15 protein-coding genes and 1 other annotated feature are annotated in these 14,044 nt (G+C 66.9%); of the genes, 13 read left to right on the forward strand and 2 right to left on the reverse strand.

Annotated elements, in window-relative coordinates; genetic code table 11:
- Nucleotides 1–86 precede the first annotated feature (86 nt).
- From LG388_RS12015 to LG388_RS12070, 12 genes are all read left to right on the forward strand, one after another.
- Nucleotides 87–452 carry a hypothetical protein gene (locus tag LG388_RS12015; protein WP_029133595.1) on the forward strand — a complete coding sequence of 122 codons (366 nt, stop codon included), beginning with the start codon at nt 87–89 and terminating at the stop codon, nt 450–452.
- An 84-nt stretch (nt 453–536) separates the two neighbouring features.
- Complete coding sequence (locus LG388_RS12020; RefSeq protein WP_225783018.1) at nt 537–1,187, forward strand: hypothetical protein; 651 nt, start codon at nt 537–539, stop codon at nt 1,185–1,187.
- Between the two features lie 65 nt (nt 1,188–1,252).
- Entirely contained in the window at nt 1,253–2,362 is a 1,110-nt protein-coding gene (locus LG388_RS12025) for a DUF6094 domain-containing protein (protein WP_023123933.1), read from the forward strand.
- 115 nt (nt 2,363–2,477) lie between these two features.
- Nucleotides 2,478–2,780, forward strand: a complete 303-nt coding sequence (locus tag LG388_RS12030; RefSeq protein WP_023123934.1) for a hypothetical protein — start codon at nt 2,478–2,480, stop codon at nt 2,778–2,780.
- 89 nt (nt 2,781–2,869) lie between these two features.
- Nucleotides 2,870–5,143 (forward strand): helicase-related protein, encoded by a 2,274-nt coding sequence (locus LG388_RS12035; protein ID WP_023123935.1) that lies wholly within the window; start codon nt 2,870–2,872, stop codon nt 5,141–5,143.
- 197 nt (nt 5,144–5,340) lie between these two features.
- On the forward strand, nt 5,341–5,919 hold the full coding sequence (locus LG388_RS12040) for a PilL N-terminal domain-containing protein (protein WP_023123936.1): 579 nt from the start codon (nt 5,341–5,343) through the stop codon (nt 5,917–5,919).
- A complete protein-coding gene (locus LG388_RS12045) occupies nt 5,916–6,563 on the forward strand; it encodes a hypothetical protein (protein WP_029133599.1) in 648 nt (215 codons plus the stop codon). Before LG388_RS12040 ends, LG388_RS12045 begins: the two co-directional genes overlap by 4 nt.
- Before the next feature lie 9 nt (nt 6,564–6,572).
- Nucleotides 6,573–7,292, forward strand: a complete 720-nt coding sequence (locus tag LG388_RS12050; RefSeq protein ID WP_003141019.1) for a TIGR03759 family integrating conjugative element protein — start codon at nt 6,573–6,575, stop codon at nt 7,290–7,292.
- Nucleotides 7,277–7,897 (forward strand): lytic transglycosylase, encoded by a 621-nt coding sequence (locus LG388_RS12055; protein ID WP_029133601.1) that lies wholly within the window; start codon nt 7,277–7,279, stop codon nt 7,895–7,897. The genes LG388_RS12050 and LG388_RS12055 overlap by 16 nt, the downstream gene beginning before the upstream one ends.
- Nucleotides 7,894–8,415 carry an integrating conjugative element protein gene (locus tag LG388_RS12060; protein ID WP_029133602.1) on the forward strand — a complete coding sequence of 174 codons (522 nt, stop codon included), beginning with the start codon at nt 7,894–7,896 and terminating at the stop codon, nt 8,413–8,415. The genes LG388_RS12055 and LG388_RS12060 overlap by 4 nt, the downstream gene beginning before the upstream one ends.
- Nucleotides 8,416–8,423: 8 nt before the next feature.
- The gene (traD, locus tag LG388_RS12065; RefSeq protein WP_225783019.1) at nt 8,424–10,580 is read left to right on the forward strand and encodes a type IV conjugative transfer system coupling protein TraD; all 2,157 of its coding nucleotides are present in this window, start codon (nt 8,424–8,426) and stop codon (nt 10,578–10,580) included.
- Nucleotides 10,577–11,326 carry a TIGR03747 family integrating conjugative element membrane protein gene (locus LG388_RS12070; protein WP_065086183.1) on the forward strand — a complete coding sequence of 250 codons (750 nt, stop codon included), beginning with the start codon at nt 10,577–10,579 and terminating at the stop codon, nt 11,324–11,326. The genes traD and LG388_RS12070 overlap by 4 nt, the downstream gene beginning before the upstream one ends.
- A gap of 91 nt (nt 11,327–11,417) precedes the next feature.
- Here the strand turns inward: LG388_RS12070 and LG388_RS12075 are convergent, their stop codons facing one another.
- Nucleotides 11,418–12,320: an AAA family ATPase gene (locus LG388_RS12075; protein WP_225783020.1), complete on the reverse strand. Its 903-nt coding sequence runs from the start codon at nt 12,318–12,320 to the stop codon at nt 11,418–11,420.
- A gap of 140 nt (nt 12,321–12,460) precedes the next feature.
- Here LG388_RS12075 and LG388_RS12080 point away from each other — a divergent pair, with 140 nt between their 5' ends.
- Nucleotides 12,461–12,787: a hypothetical protein gene (locus LG388_RS12080; RefSeq protein WP_225783021.1), complete on the forward strand. Its 327-nt coding sequence runs from the start codon at nt 12,461–12,463 to the stop codon at nt 12,785–12,787.
- A 1-nt stretch (nt 12,788) separates the two neighbouring features.
- Here LG388_RS12080 and LG388_RS12085 read toward each other — a convergent pair.
- Nucleotides 12,789–14,014, reverse strand: a protein-coding gene (locus tag LG388_RS12085) for an IS3 family transposase (protein ID WP_225783022.1) whose coding sequence is annotated in 2 segments (ribosomal slippage) — nt 12,789–13,726 and nt 13,726–14,014 — 1,227 coding nt in all. Because the reading frame shifts where the segments join, the coding sequence is not laid out codon by codon here.
- Nucleotides 13,620–13,736 (reverse strand) — a sequence feature (AL1L pseudoknot). (Overlaps the previous gene by 117 nt.)
- Nucleotides 14,015–14,044: the final 30 nt, after the last annotated feature.

Raw genomic sequence — 14,044 nt, forward strand, 5'->3', positions numbered from 1 at the left:
ATCCGCCGCCTCGCGCGGCATTCCGCCACCCGCCGGGGTCCTCCCCCGACGGGGAGGGCTCCGGCCATTTCTTCAAGGAGACCCTCATGGGCTGGACCTTCGTTCGTCAGACGCGCGATCAGTTGATCCGCGAGCTGCTCGCTCCGCAGGCGTCCGAACGCGCTTGCTGCGAAGTCATCGACCACACACTGGACGGCGACGTTCTGTGGACCGTGGTTCGCGTCACCGCCAGGCAGGCGGGCGTCATGGGCCTCGCGGCCGGTGAGTCCGTCTGCTACATCGGCTGCCATCTGTTGGAAAGCGCGGGCTTTGAGTGGGGCTACAAGTCCCTCGATGAGTCCGTGCATCCGTACTACTACTCGTGCCCGCTGCGCTATCTCGACATGGCGCCGGTGCAAAGCCCCGAGTGGCGCGAGCGGGTTCACCGCTTCCACGCGGGGCGCGCTGCCTAGCGGCACGCATCTTCCTTCACCCAACCGGGGCGAGCACTGCCCCACGGGCTGTGGTTGCTCCTTCATTTCCAAGAGGACATCACCATGCCTGCACCTTCTTCCGCGAAACCGCTGTACCGCATCGACGAATGCCCCGACCTCATGGCCGACGGTTGCGTCGGTGACGAGCAGGGCAATCTCGTCTTTCTCTCGATCTGGGCGCGCGACACCGCCGTTCAGGAGTTCCTCGCTCGCCTGACCCTCGGCCGGGATGAACAGGGACTGGATCAGTTCCACGTCATCACCGAGCAGGGCGCATCCATCCCGGTCTTCGTCGGCAACGTCGAGAACCTGGAAAAGCGCATCACCCGCGCCTATCGGCGAACGCTGTTCGGTTCGCTGACGAATGTGTGGCTGTTCGATCGTCGCTGCGTGAAGCCAGACAAGGCCAACGCCAGCGCGCTGGCGCTTCTGCCCAGGGATTCCGCTTACCGGCTCGACCGGCTGTGGACGCTGGTGCAGGACACCTGCCCGCTGCCACTGCTCGACCACTGGCGCGACACCGTGCTGGAGCTGTTGCAGACACGGCGGATGCTGACCGGTCTTCCCTTGGCCCTCGGGCCGCTGGAAGGCCATCGGCTGGCCCTCGATGTCCCGGCGCTGACGAAGGCGCTGGGCGAGCTGATCCGCAACGGCACCATCGGTGCCACGCAGTACGAACTGGCCGCGAACGCACCGCTTCGGCGTGTGGCGTGAGCCATTCCCACGGGCATGCGCGCCGCGCGTGCCCGCCTTCCCTCATCCATCATCAGGAGAAATCCATGGCACTCATGTTTCCGCGCCTGGCGCGCAATTTCATCCGTAACGGCTACTTCCCCACCGACGAGCCGACGCTGGAGCGCGCCTTGTCCGCACTGGCACCGTCTCCCGGCTCCATGTCCATCCTCGATCCCTGCGCCGGCGAAGGCGTGGCGATTGCTGAAGCCGCCCACGCCCTCGGGCGCGAGCAGGTCCAGGCCTTCGCCGTCGAGTACGACGCCGAGCGTGCCCGCCACGCACGGCACCTGGTCGATCGCTGCATCCACGGTGACCTGATGGACACGCTGATCTCGCGCCAGTCATTCGGGCTGCTGTGGCTGAACCCGCCGTATGGCGATCTGAGCAAGGACGTGAACGGCAACATCGGCTATCAGGGCCAGGGCCGTGCGCGGCTGGAAAAGCTGTTCTATCAGCGCGCGCTGCCGCTGCTGCAGTACGGCGGCGTGCTGATCTTCATCGTGCCGTCCTACGTGCTCGACGCCGAGCTGGTCGGATGGCTGACGCGCCACTTCGCCGACCTGCGCATCTACCGTGCGGTGGAAACGCAGTTCAAGCAGGTGGTGATCTTCGGCCGCCGGGTTCGCCAGCGCGACCAGGCGTCGGAGTCGGCCAAGGCCCTGCGTGGTCTGCTGCTGCAGATCGGTCAGGGCGACGCCGAAGCCGAGGAACTGCCGCTCGAATGGCCGTTCCTGCCGTACACCGTCCCTGCCAGCCCGGCCGAGCCGGAGCACTTCTATCGCGTGACGATGGAGCCCGAGCAGTTCGCCGATGAAGTCGGCCGGCTGCAAGGACTCTGGCCGGCGCTCGATACGCACCTGGGGGGCGCGCAGCAGTCGCTGCGGCCACCGGCGCGGGCCTTGTCGCACTGGCATCTCGCCCTGGCCTTGGCCGCGGGCGCAATCTCGGGCGTCGTGACCTCCAAGAGCGGCAGAACGCTCGTCGTGAAAGGTGACACCCACAAGGAGAAAACGCTCCAGACAGAATACACCGAGCGCGACGACGGGTCTGTCGCCGAGACACGCATCCTCACCGACAAGTTCGTGCCGGTCATCCGCGCCTGGGACATGACGCCGGGCTCCGCCACGCGGGGCGAGGTGCTGACCATTCGCTGATCGTCGTTCCTCGACGGCAAGCCGCCAGTGCTTCGCCGCCTTCTTTGTCCACCCACCGGGGTCATGTCGCCCCGATGGGGCGCCGTGGCCTCTTTTTCCTGAAGGAGAAATCACCATGGCACTCGCTGTTCTCAACCTCGTGTCGCAACCACGGTTCCCATCCGGGCAAGTGGTCATGACCGCCGGTATCAACGATCTGGTCCACCAGGGCCAGTTCAATCCGGTGCCTTATCTGCGTCGCCACCTTCGTGGTGACTGGGGCGATCTCGACGACTGCGACCGGCGTTCCAACGATGCCGCGTTGAAGTCCGGAGATCGTCTGTTCTCGTCCTACCAGGTCACGCCGACCTTGAATCTCTGGATCATCACCGAGTGGGACCGCAGCGTCACCACGCTGTTGCTGCCATCCGAGTACTGATCGTCATCTGACCGTTCTCTTCCCACCCCTGGGGCATGCCATCGCCCCGCAGGGGTCGGTGCATGCCCCATCTTCATTGGAGCATCACCATGTCCCTCGATCTTGAAACTGTTCCCGAAACCGCTGTGCAGGGCGACCTGCTCGAAGCGGCCGCTTCACCCCTCACGCTCAGCCTGCAGGACTTCGTATCGGAGTTCGGCGACGAGCTGCTCGACTCACTCAACCGCGCCAATCCTCCGGTCTACACCGGCCAGGTGCGGGTGCATCGGCAACTGATCCTCGCCACGCTCAAGCGCAAGCTGTTCCCGGCGCAAGCCGATGTGGTCCATGCCGTCACCGAGCTGTTGGTCGATCGTGGCGAACGCGCCGCGATCGTCAATGGCGAGATGGGCTGCGGCAAGACGACGGTGGGTATTGCCACCGCCGCCGTGCTCAATGCCGAAGGCTACCGCCGTACCTTGGTTCTGTCTCCGCCGCACCTAGTCTACAAGTGGCGGCGCGAAATCCAGGAGACGGTGGCCGGTGCCAAGGTCTGGGTGCTCAATGGCCCGGACACGCTGGTCAAGCTGCTGAAACTGCGCGAGCAGTTGGGCGTGCCGGCGCAGGGCCAGGAGTTCTTCGTCCTGGGCCGCGTGCGGATGCGGATGGGGTTCCACTGGAAACCTGTCTTCGTTCGCCGGCGCACGCCTCACGGTGACGTGGGGGCCTGCCCGGATTGCGGGCATGTCATCACCGACCTCGACGGCGAGCCGATCAACCCGGTCGAACTCGAAGCCGAGGAGTCCCGCCGCAAGTGCAGCCACTGCCGTGCACCGCTGTGGTCGTTGATCCGTCCGAGAGGCCTGTCCGCCAGCGACCAGTCCTCGACCGTGCTCAAGGCACTGAAGCGTATTCCAACCATCGGGGAAGTCACCGCGCAGAAGCTGATGCAGAAGTTCGGCGACGCCTTCCTCGCGTCGATGCTCGGGGACAACATCCACGAGTTCATCAACCTGATGGATGGCAACGGCGAGCTGGTCTTCTCGGACCGGCAAGCCCATCGGATGGAACGTGCGATGGCCAACATGGAGTTCGGCTTCGGCGAGGGCGGCTACCAGCCGTCCGAGTTCATCAAGAGGCAGCTTCCCCAAGGCACGTTCGACCTGCTCATCGCCGACGAGGCACACGAGTACAAGAACGGCGGCTCCGCACAGGGCCAGGCCATGGGGGTGTTGGCGGCCAAGGCGCGCAAGACGCTGCTGCTCACCGGCACACTGATGGGCGGCTACGGCGACGACCTGTTCCACCTGCTGTTCCGAGCCCTGCCGGGGCGGATGATCGAAGACGGCTACCGGCCGACGAAGAGCGGCAGCATGACCTCGGCCGCGATGGCGTTCATGCGCGATCACGGCGTGCTCAAGGACATCTATTCCGAGAGCACGGGCACGGCGCACAAGACGGCCAAGGGCACCAAGGTATCGGTGCGCACGGTCAAGGCGCCGGGGTTCGGTCCCAAGGGCGTGCTGCGTTGCGTCCTGCCGTTCACGGTCTTCCTCAAGCTGAAGGACATCGGTGGCAACGTGCTGCCGCCCTACGACGAGGAGTTCCGCGAAGTCGCGATGGACACGGCGCAAGCCGCGGCCTACCGCGATCTGGCGGGTCGGCTGACCCAGGAGCTGAAGCAGGCCCTGGCGAAGCGCGACACGACGCTGCTCGGTGTGGTCCTCAACGTGCTGCTGGCCTGGCCGGACTGCTGCTTCCGGTCGGAAACCGTGGTGCATCCGCGCACGCGCAATACCTTGGCGTTCGTTCCGGCTCAGTTCAACGAGCTGGAGGTGATGCCCAAGGAACGCGAGCTGATCGAGATCTGCAAGCAGGAGAAGGCAGAAGGGCGCAAGACCCTGGTCTATTCGGTCTACACCGGCACGCGCGACACCACGTCGCGTTTGAAGGTGCTGCTGGAGCAGGAAGGCTTCAAGGTGGCGGTACTGCGCGCGAGCGTGGATGCCTCCCGCCGCGAGGACTGGATCGCCGAGCAGTTGGACCGCGGCATCGACGTGCTCATCACCAATCCCGAGCTGGTGAAAACCGGCCTGGACTTGCTGGAGTTCCCGACCATCGTGTTCCTCCAGTCCGGCTACAACGTGTATTCGTTGCAGCAGGCCGCCCGGCGCTCATGGCGCATCGGCCAGAAGCAGCCGGTGCGCGTGATCTACCTCGGCTACGCCAACTCCTCGCAGATGACCTGCCTGGGGTTGATGGCCCGGAAGATCATGGTGTCGCAGAGCACGTCGGGCGACGTGCCCGAGTCCGGACTCGATGTCCTGAACCAGGACGGCGACTCGGTGGAGGTGGCACTGGCACGGCAGCTTGTCACGGTCTGATCCATGTGCTCATGCCGGCGGCCCCTCGGGGTCGCCGGCTACTTTCCACGGCCCTTCGGGGCCGTTTTTCTTGGGCGTATGACAGTCCATGGCGCCGCCCGCCATGTATTCGGGCGGGCGTCAGTGCGTTTTGTTTGCTGCCCGCAGGCCAAGCGGCGGCGATGGTGAGGGCTCCGTGTTCCAGGGAAGCGCCCTCCATGCAACCATCCATCTGCGCTGTTCACCGCCTGGCCCTCGCCGCTGGCTTGCTGGCCGGTAGCCTGTTGGCCGCCGGCTGCGCCACGACCGCCACGACCGCCACGCCGTCTGTGCCAGCGGTGCCGGCCGCATCGCCAACCGCCGTCGCGCCGGAGCCGGGTTTCGTTCCGGTGGCCCGCTATGGCCGCTACACCCTGATCGAGCTGGTGCCGGAACCTGCGCAGCGTGATCTCTTGCAGCAGGCGGTGGAGGTGTCTATTCCGCCCACGCTCGATGCCAGCGTGGGCGATGCCATGCGCCATGTGCTCCTGCGCTCCGGCTACCGGCTTTGCGATGCGGCCGAAGCCGCCACGCTCTACGCGCTGCCGCTGCCTGCCGCACACCTGCGCCTGGGCCCGCTGATGCTGCGCGATGCCTTGCTGACCCTTGCCGGCCCGGCCTGGGAGCTGTCGGTCGATGACTTGAGCCGCCAGGTCTGCTTCAGCCGGCACGGTGCTCCCACCTTCCTTTCCGCCAACCCGCCCGGCGCCGCCCCGCCCGTGCCGGACGCCGACCGGCCCGAGGAGATGCAGCCATGACCTTTCCCCAAGCGCCATCCGAGCGCAATTCCCGCACGCGCTGGCTCAAGATCGCCGCGGCCTTCTGGCTGCTGCTCATCAGTGCCGTGGCACTCATCAACAGCGTCGGCCTGTCGCGGCTCGCCGAGCAGACCCAGAGCAGCGCACAGGATGCGCAGTTCAAGGCGCTGGGCTTGCGCATGGCCGATCTCGAACAACAGGCCGATGCGGACAAGCGGCGGCCGGCGCCGATCAGCCAGGCCGAATTCGCCACCGCGCGGCAGGCGCTGGACGAACGGATGATGCGCCTCGAAGAGGCCGACGAGGCGAGGGCCTTGGCCATCGACCTGCAGACGCTACAGACGCGCGTGAACGGAATCGAGACTCGCCTGGAGAAGACCCGGCAGGTGGCATCCGCCGCTCGCCCGCGCGCGCCGGTTGTGACGAAGCCCAAGGTGCCGGAGCCGCCGTTCCGGGTGCTCGGCGTGGAGCTGCGGGGAGGCGAGCGCTTTCTGTCGATCACCTCCACCGCCGCGCCCTCGCTCGCGGGCGCCCGGCTGCTGCGCGAGGGCGATGCCGAGGGCGGCTGGCAACTGCAGTCGATCGAGGCGCAGGCGGGCGTGTTCCAGGTGAACGGCCAGACGCAGCGCGTCGCGGTGCCGTAGGAGGTCGCCATGAACCTGCGGCCGTTGCTCGCTGCCGTCGTCCTGTTCGCCACTTTCGGCGCATCCGCCCAACCGGCCCCGGTGACGAACTCGCGCATGGTGCCCGCCCAGGTGCAGCCGGGCACTGATGCCGCGCTCGACGAGAGGCAGGCGCGGGAGTGGGGGCTTCAGCCCGAGGAGTGGGCACGTTACCGGCAACTGATGCAGGGGCCGCTCGGGGTCTATTCGCCCCAGCTCGATCCGCTCACGGCGCTGGGCATCGAGGCCCGCAGCGAGGAGGAGCGCAGGCGCTACGCGGAGTTGCAAGTGCAGGCCGAGGCCCGGCGCGTCGGCAAAACGCTGGCTTACCAGCGGGCCTACGACGCGGCGTGGCAGCGCCTGTTTCCCGGCCAGCCGCGCGTGAGCCTGCCCGGTGCCAAGGCGCCGGGTGCCGGCAACACCGGCTCCGGGCGCCTGGCGGTCTTCGTCAAGGCCGACTGCGCACCGTGCGCGCAGCGCGTGCAGCAGTTGCAGGCGGCCGGCACGGCCTTCGATCTCTACATGGTCGGCAGCCGTCAGGACGACGCGCGCATCCGGCAGTGGGCCACCCGGGCGGGCATCGACCCGGCCAGGGTGCGCGCCCGCACCATCACGCTCAACCACGATGCCGGGCGCTGGCTGTCGCTCGGCCTGCCCGGCGATCTGCCGGCCGTGGTGCGCGAGGTGAACGGCCAATGGCAGCGGCAATAGGTGCTCCGGGCCGGGAGCGTCGGCCGTCCCGCGTCGCCATCCGCTGCGCCAGCGCCGTGCTGCTGCTCACCACCGGCGGCTGGGCACTGGCCGCCCTGGCGCGGGAAGTGCCGCCGCCGGCCTATCAACTGGCGGCGCATCGTGCAGACGTGCCGGCGGCGGTGCTGTACGCGGTGGCCTTGCAGGAGAGCGGCGCCATGCTGCGCGGGCGCCTGATCCCCTGGCCGTGGACGCTCAACGTCGCCGGCTCGCCACAGCGCTACGCCACCCGCGCCGAGGCCTGCGCGGGGCTGCACCGTGCGCTCGCCCACACGCCGGCCAATCGCATCGACGCCGGCCTCGGCCAGGTCAATCTCGGCTACCACGCGCATCGCTACACGCAGCCCTGCGAGCTGCTGGACCCGTACCGCAACCTCGCCATCGCCGCGGAAATCCTGCGCGAACAGCACACGCCGGGCGAGGACTGGCTCCTTGCCATCGGCCGCTACCACCGGCCCGCCGGCGGGGCACCCGCGGCGCGCTACCGGCGCAGTGTGCATCGGCACCTGATCCGCGTGCTCGACCCCGGCGTTCCCGTTTCAACCCTTCAGGCCACCACGCCATGAACCACATCGTCCTCATCGCCGCCATCGGGCTGCTGTCCACGACCGCCGTCTTCGCGCAGACCACCTCCGCACCGCTGATCGTCGTCGAAGACCGTGGCGGCGACTCCGCGCCGCCGTACTACCAGTCGCTGAATCCTCAGCTGGATCAGGCCACACCGCCGGCCCCTCGCGTGGGCAACGCGGCCGACGCCGAAGCCGCCATGCTGCCGGTGCGCTCGACGCAACTGTCGCCGGGCGAGGTGCAGCGCCGCGTCATCCGGGCGCCGGGCCTGACGGCGCTGTTCCTGATCGGCGATGACGAGCGGTCGCGTGCCTGGCTGCGGCAGCGGCAGGCGGAGCTGCGAGAGCTGCAGGCCGTGGGCCTGGTGGTCAACGTGGAGTCGATGGCCGCGCTGACGGCGCTGCGCAGGCTGGCTCCCGGTCTGACCCTCTCGCCGGCCTCCGGCGACGACCTGGCCCAGCGCCTGGGCCTGCGCCACTACCCGGTGCTCATCACGTCCACCGGCGTCGAGCAGTAGGTGCGCAAATGGCCCAACCGCACGCGGTCGAGGTTCTGCTGCGGCCAGCGGTGGAGCTTTACACCGTGGCGGTCTGCACCGGCGCCGCGATTCTGTGCCTGGTGGCACCGTGGTCGCTCGCGCTGAACCCGCTGCTCGGCCTGGGCTCGGCGCTGGCTTTCCTGACCTTCGGCGCGATTCGCCTGCGCGATGCCTGGGCGATCCTGCGCTATCGCCGCAACATCCGCCGCCTGCCGCGTTACGTGATGACCAGCCGCGACGTGCCGGTGAGTCAGCAACGGCTGTTCGTCGGCCGGGGCTTCCGCTGGGAGCAGCGACACACGCACCGGCTGATGCAGACCTACCGGCCGGAGTTCCGCCGCTATGTCGAGCCGACGGCGATCTACCGGGCCGCCCGGCGGCTGGAGGAGCGGCTTGAGTTCGCGCCGTTTCCTGTCTCGAAGCTGGCGCGCGCGCTGGCCTGGGACAGCCCGCTCAACCCGGCGCGGCCGCTGCCGCCGGTCGGCGGACTGCCGCGCCTGCATGGCATCGAGCCGCACGAGGTCGACGTCACCCTGCCGCTGGGCGAGCGCGTCGGCCACAGCCTGGTGCTGGGCACCACGCGCGTGGGCAAGACGCGGCTGGCCGAGCTGTTCATCACCCAGGACATCCGCCGCAAGGTTCGCGGCGAGCACGAGGTGGTGATCGTCTTCGACCCCAAGGGCGACGCCGACCTGTTGAAGCGCATGTACGTCGAGGCCAAGCGCGCCGGGCGCGAAGGCGAGTTCTACGTGTTTCATCTGGGCTGGCCGGACATCTCGGCGCGCTACAACGCCGTGGGCCGGTTCGGGCGGATCTCCGAGGTGGCAACGCGCATCGCCGGACAGCTCTCGGGCGAAGGCAACAGCGCCGCGTTCCGCGAATTCGCCTGGCGCTTCGTCAACATCATCGCGCGCGCCCTGGTCGAGCTGGGGCAGCGGCCGGACTACCTGCTGATCCAGCGCCACGTCATCAACATCGACGCGCTGTTCATCGAGTACGCCCAGCACTACTTCGCCAAGAACGAGCCGAAGGTCTGGGAGGTCATCGTCCAGCTCGAAGCGAAGCTGAACGACAAGAACATCCCGCGCAACATGATCGGGCGAGAGAAGCGCGTGGTGGCCCTCGAACAGTACCTGTCCCAGGTGCGCATCTATGACCCGGTGCTCGACGGCCTGCGCAGCGCCGTGCGCTACGACCGGACGTACTTCGACAAGATCGTCGCTTCGCTGCTGCCGCTGCTGGAGAAGCTCACCACCGGCAAGATCGCGCAACTGCTCGCACCGAACTATTCCGACCTGTCCGACCCGCGGCCGATCTTCGACTGGATGCAGGTGATCCGCAAACGCGCGGTGGTCTACGTGGGGCTGGATGCACTGTCCGACGCCGAAGTCGCGGCGGCGGTGGGCAACTCGATGTTCAGCGACCTGGTCTCGGTCGCCGGTCACATCTACAAGTTCGGCATCGACGACGGGCTGCCCGGCGCCGCGGTGGGCGCCAAGATTCCGATCAACGTCCACGCCGACGAATTCAATGAACTCATGGGCGACGAGTTCATTCCGATGGTCAACAAGGGCGGCGGTGCCGGCGTGCAGGTGACGGCCTACACGCAGACCTTGAGCGACATCGAGGCGCGCATCGGCAACCGTGCCAAGGCCGGCCAGGTCGTCGGCAACTTCAACAACCTGTTCATGCTGCGCGTGCGCGAGACCGCCACCGCCGAACTGCTGACGCGACAACTGCCCAAGGTTGAGGTGTATGCCACGGCACTGATGAGCGGCGCCACCGACAGCTCCGACCCGCACGGCAATACCGCGTTCACGTCCAACACCCAGGACCGCATCAGCAGCAACAGCGTGCCGTTGATCGAGCCGGCGCATGTGGTGGCGCTGCCCAAGGGGCAGTGCTTCGCGCTGACCGAGGGCGGCAACCTCTGGAAAGTCCGCATGCCGCTGCCGGCACCCGACCCCGACGAAGCCATGCCGAAGGATCTGCAGGAGCTGGCCGGCTACATGCGACAGCACTACGTCGAGGCGGGAGACTGGTGGGAGAACCAGGGCATCCCCGGCCTGCAGGACAAGGCGCTGCCCGACGACCTGCTGGACGACTTCAAGCAGATGGCCGCCGCTGAAGAGGCCGAAGCATGAGCGATCCGGCCGTCGCGGCACAGCGCCAGCAGCAACGACAGCAGGGGCTGATCGCCGGCCTCATCACGCTGCCGTTCCGCTTCTTCGGCGTGCTGTGCGGCGCGCTGCTGCTGTGCATCCTGATCGAATGCGTCGGCATGCACTTCTTCTGGCCCGATCAGGGCTGGCGCCACGCGCAGGGCATGCTGCACTACGAGCTGGATCAGCTCTCCACGCATTTCACGCGCAGCGCGCTGGTGCAGGAGCCAGGGCGCACCGCGCACCGGCTGGTCGAGCAGGGCTACGACTGTCTGTTCGTGAAGAGCGGTCTGCTGGACTGGATACGCGACGCCTCGACGCAGGCCAGCGCCGGCAGCCATCGCCCGACCAAGGATTTCCGCTACTACATCGGCTTGGTCTACGTGAACGTGGAGAGCTACCTGATCGCGGCGGCCTACACGACGCTGGTCTTCCTCGTGCGGCTGCTGGTGCTGTGCCTGACCCTGCCGCTGTTCCTGATGGCCGCCTTCGTCGGGCTGGTGGACGGCCTGGTGCGCCGGGACATCCGCCGCTTCGGCGCGGGACGCGAATCGGGGTTCATCTATCACCGCGCCAGGGCCAGCCTGATCCCGCTGGCCGTACTGCCGTGGGTGACTTACCTGGCACTGCCGGTCAGCGTGAACCCGCTGCTGATCCTGCTGCCCAGCGCCGCATTGCTCGGCGTGGCGGTGTGCATTGCGGCGGCAACGTTCAAGAAGTACCTGTAGCTGCAGCCCTGCGCCAGGTCAGATAAACGATGCCATAGTTTCGGTGCTCTGCTTCGTCAAGAACGTCAGCATTGGCGCGAACAAACACGTTTCAAGCAATCTTCTTCTGCCTGTCTCGCAGAGACGCGGCCCAGTCCTTCAAAGCCTGGATGTCCTGAAAGAGATCAGTAGGTGGTGGCGGCGCGGCATTCCTACCGCTGGACGGATCGTGTGCGTCAACAATGTCGCAGCACTTCTTGAATCCGGCGGCGAAAGCATCGCAGTCAGCCTCGTTGAGCGCACTGACCTTCTTCAGGTCCTTGGCGTTGATGTAGTCCCTGTGGCGTTGAATAACGCGGACGAAAGCGATGTCCTCCAGGCCGCGCTCCCATGTGGCGCGCAGCGAGTTGTAGAGCTTTGCCACCTCGACCGCGTACTCGTCTTCCTGGTTGTTGTCATGCAGCAGCTTTGCCGCACGCGCCGCCTTCTCCAGCTTGTCGATGCGATCTTCGACGCTCTGGGCCTTCCAGGGCAGGCCGTCGGCCACCATACCGGCTCCTGCGGCGCCACGACTGAGCGTCGTGAGCCGCACGGCCTGCCCGGTCTTCGTCGCGTGGTCATTCAGATCGTTCACGAACACCAGATCATGCGTGAAGACGATGACCTGGCGGTTCTCCGCTTCTTCCACGAGACGCTTGGCCACCTGCCCGCGCCAGCGATGGTCCAATGAGGACACCGGGTCATCGAAGACCAGAGCAGAGCGGTGCATCGCGGTGGCAAGCTCGGTCATGAAGGCGGCCAGCGCCACGCAGGTCTTTTCCCCTTCGCTCAGGATTTCGTGGACCTTGGCATCCGGCTTGGCGAAGAGGCGCACCTGATACTGCGGTGAGCCGTACTTGCCGCCGGAGCGCACGATTTCGACGCGAACCTTCGAGGCCGCAAGCCGGACAATCTCTTCCTGAAATCTGTCGCGCAGCCGAGGCGTAATCACGGTGTCGGCAATGTCATTGCCCATCTTGGTGATGGTGTTCGTCGCTGTGTCGCCCGCACACTCGGTCAGAAACCGGATGGTCTTCAGCCGCTGGATTTCGTCAGTGACGACCGGCAGGCTTGCGCCCAGACATCATCCGTGTGCTGCTGGACAGTGGTCGGGGAATGACCCAAGACGAGGCGGCCCAACTGGCCTGTAAATGGGGGGTCTCTCCGGCGGACTTCGTCGGCCAGCCACTTCGGTCTGCGATGCCGGCACTGTGCGCGACGGGCAAGCTCCAGTTACCGAACAACCCTGAGGCGGTAGACGTGCCGTTTGCCTTTGCGTCCCTGTTTGCGGGCATTGCGGGCTTCATGATGCTGTTGAAAGACCTTGCTGCTGAAGAGGCGCCAAGCGAAGCCTGGACCCAGCACAACTTCAAGTCACCTACGCCATTGCTGTTGAGGCAGAGGCTGAACCGCCCCGGTTTTCGCGGAGGCTGGTTGGCTTGAGTCAGGCCGAGCTGGCCTGCCGCTCAAGATTGCGATAGTAGGTGGTCTCGAACTCGGCGGGCGGCACGTAGCCCAGCGGGGCCATCAGCCGATGGTTGTTGAACCAGGACACCCACTCCAAGGTCGCCAGCTCGACAGCCTCCCGGGTCTTCCAGGGCGCCCGGCGATGGATCAACTCGGCCTTGTACAACCCGTTGATCGTCTCGGCCAGAGCGTTGTCGTAGGAGTCACCCTTGCTGCCCACCGAGGGCTCGATGCCGGCCTCGGTCAACCGCTCGGTGTAGCGAATGCTGACGTATTGCGACCCGCGGTCGCTGTGACACACGAGCGAGCCCTCCTGGCCGGGCTGACGGGCGTACAGGGCCTGCTCCAGCGCGTCGAGCACGAAGTCCGTGCTCATGCTCGTGCTCACCCGCCAGCCCACGATGCGCCGCGAGAACACGTCGATCACGAAGGCCACGTACAGCCAGCCCTGCCAGGTGGACACGTACGTGAAGTCGCTCACCCACAGCTGGTTCGGGCGCTGCGCGCTGAACTGCCGGTTGACCAGGTCCTGCGGGCATGGCGCTCGCGCATCGCCGATCGTTGTGCGCACCACTTTGCCGCGCACGACCCCACGCAGCCCCATGCGGCGCATCAGGCGCTCGACGGTGCAGCGCGCCACCGTGTGGCCTTCGCGTTGCAGTTGCCGCCAGACCTTGTCAGCGCCGTAGACCCGCAGGTTGGCCTGCCACACCCGTTCGATGTGGGCCATCAGTTCCTGGTCTCGCTGGGCTCGGCCGCTGAGCAAGGCCGCATCGCGCTGCCGGGCAGCGTGCCGCCGGTAGGCCGATGGGGCGATCTGCAGCAGCCTGCAGATCGGCTCGACCCCATGCCGCTGGCGGTGCCGGTCCACGAAGGCGTACATCACTTCAGCCGGCGGTCGAGCTCCGCCTGGGCGAAAAACGCGCTGGCCAGCTTGAGGATCTCGTTGGCGCGGCGAAGCTCGCGCACTTCGCGCTCCAGTTCCTTGACGCGCTTGGCCTCGGCCGTGGTCACGCCTTCGCGTTGACCCGTGTCACGCTCGTGCTGACGCACCCAGTTCAGCAGCGTCTGCGGCGTGCTGCCGATCTTGCCGGCGATCGATACAACCGCCGCCCATTGCGATTCGTGCTCCTCTCGGTGCTCGAACACCATGCGCACCGCACGCTCGCGAACCTCCGGCGAAAACTTCACTGACTTCCTCATGATGGCTCCATCTTCTCAAACGAGGGAGCC

The organism is Xenophilus sp. Marseille-Q4582 (assembly GCF_916700565.1).
In the GTDB taxonomy this organism is placed as follows: Bacteria; Pseudomonadota; Gammaproteobacteria; order Burkholderiales; family Burkholderiaceae_C; genus Xenophilus.

Excerpts from the sequence above, each read along its gene's own strand:
- LG388_RS12015 (WP_029133595.1), top strand. The coding sequence starts at position 87 with ATGGGCTGGACCTTCGTTCGTCAGACGCGCGATCAGTTGATCCGCGAG.
- LG388_RS12020 (WP_225783018.1), top strand. The coding sequence starts at position 537 with ATGCCTGCACCTTCTTCCGCGAAACCGCTGTACCGCATCGACGAATGC.
- LG388_RS12025 (WP_023123933.1), top strand. The coding sequence starts at position 1,253 with ATGGCACTCATGTTTCCGCGCCTGGCGCGCAATTTCATCCGTAACGGC.
- LG388_RS12030 (WP_023123934.1), top strand. The coding sequence starts at position 2,478 with ATGGCACTCGCTGTTCTCAACCTCGTGTCGCAACCACGGTTCCCATCC.
- LG388_RS12035 (WP_023123935.1), top strand. The coding sequence starts at position 2,870 with ATGTCCCTCGATCTTGAAACTGTTCCCGAAACCGCTGTGCAGGGCGAC.
- LG388_RS12040 (WP_023123936.1), top strand. The coding sequence starts at position 5,341 with ATGCAACCATCCATCTGCGCTGTTCACCGCCTGGCCCTCGCCGCTGGC.
- LG388_RS12045 (WP_029133599.1), top strand. The coding sequence starts at position 5,916 with ATGACCTTTCCCCAAGCGCCATCCGAGCGCAATTCCCGCACGCGCTGG.
- LG388_RS12050 (WP_003141019.1), top strand. The coding sequence starts at position 6,573 with ATGAACCTGCGGCCGTTGCTCGCTGCCGTCGTCCTGTTCGCCACTTTC.
- LG388_RS12055 (WP_029133601.1), top strand. The coding sequence starts at position 7,277 with ATGGCAGCGGCAATAGGTGCTCCGGGCCGGGAGCGTCGGCCGTCCCGC.
- LG388_RS12060 (WP_029133602.1), top strand. The coding sequence starts at position 7,894 with ATGAACCACATCGTCCTCATCGCCGCCATCGGGCTGCTGTCCACGACC.
- traD (WP_225783019.1), top strand. The coding sequence starts at position 8,424 with ATGGCCCAACCGCACGCGGTCGAGGTTCTGCTGCGGCCAGCGGTGGAG.
- LG388_RS12070 (WP_065086183.1), top strand. The coding sequence starts at position 10,577 with ATGAGCGATCCGGCCGTCGCGGCACAGCGCCAGCAGCAACGACAGCAG.
- LG388_RS12075 (WP_225783020.1), bottom strand. The coding sequence starts at position 12,320 with ATGGGCAATGACATTGCCGACACCGTGATTACGCCTCGGCTGCGCGAC.
- LG388_RS12080 (WP_225783021.1), top strand. The coding sequence starts at position 12,461 with ATGACCCAAGACGAGGCGGCCCAACTGGCCTGTAAATGGGGGGTCTCT.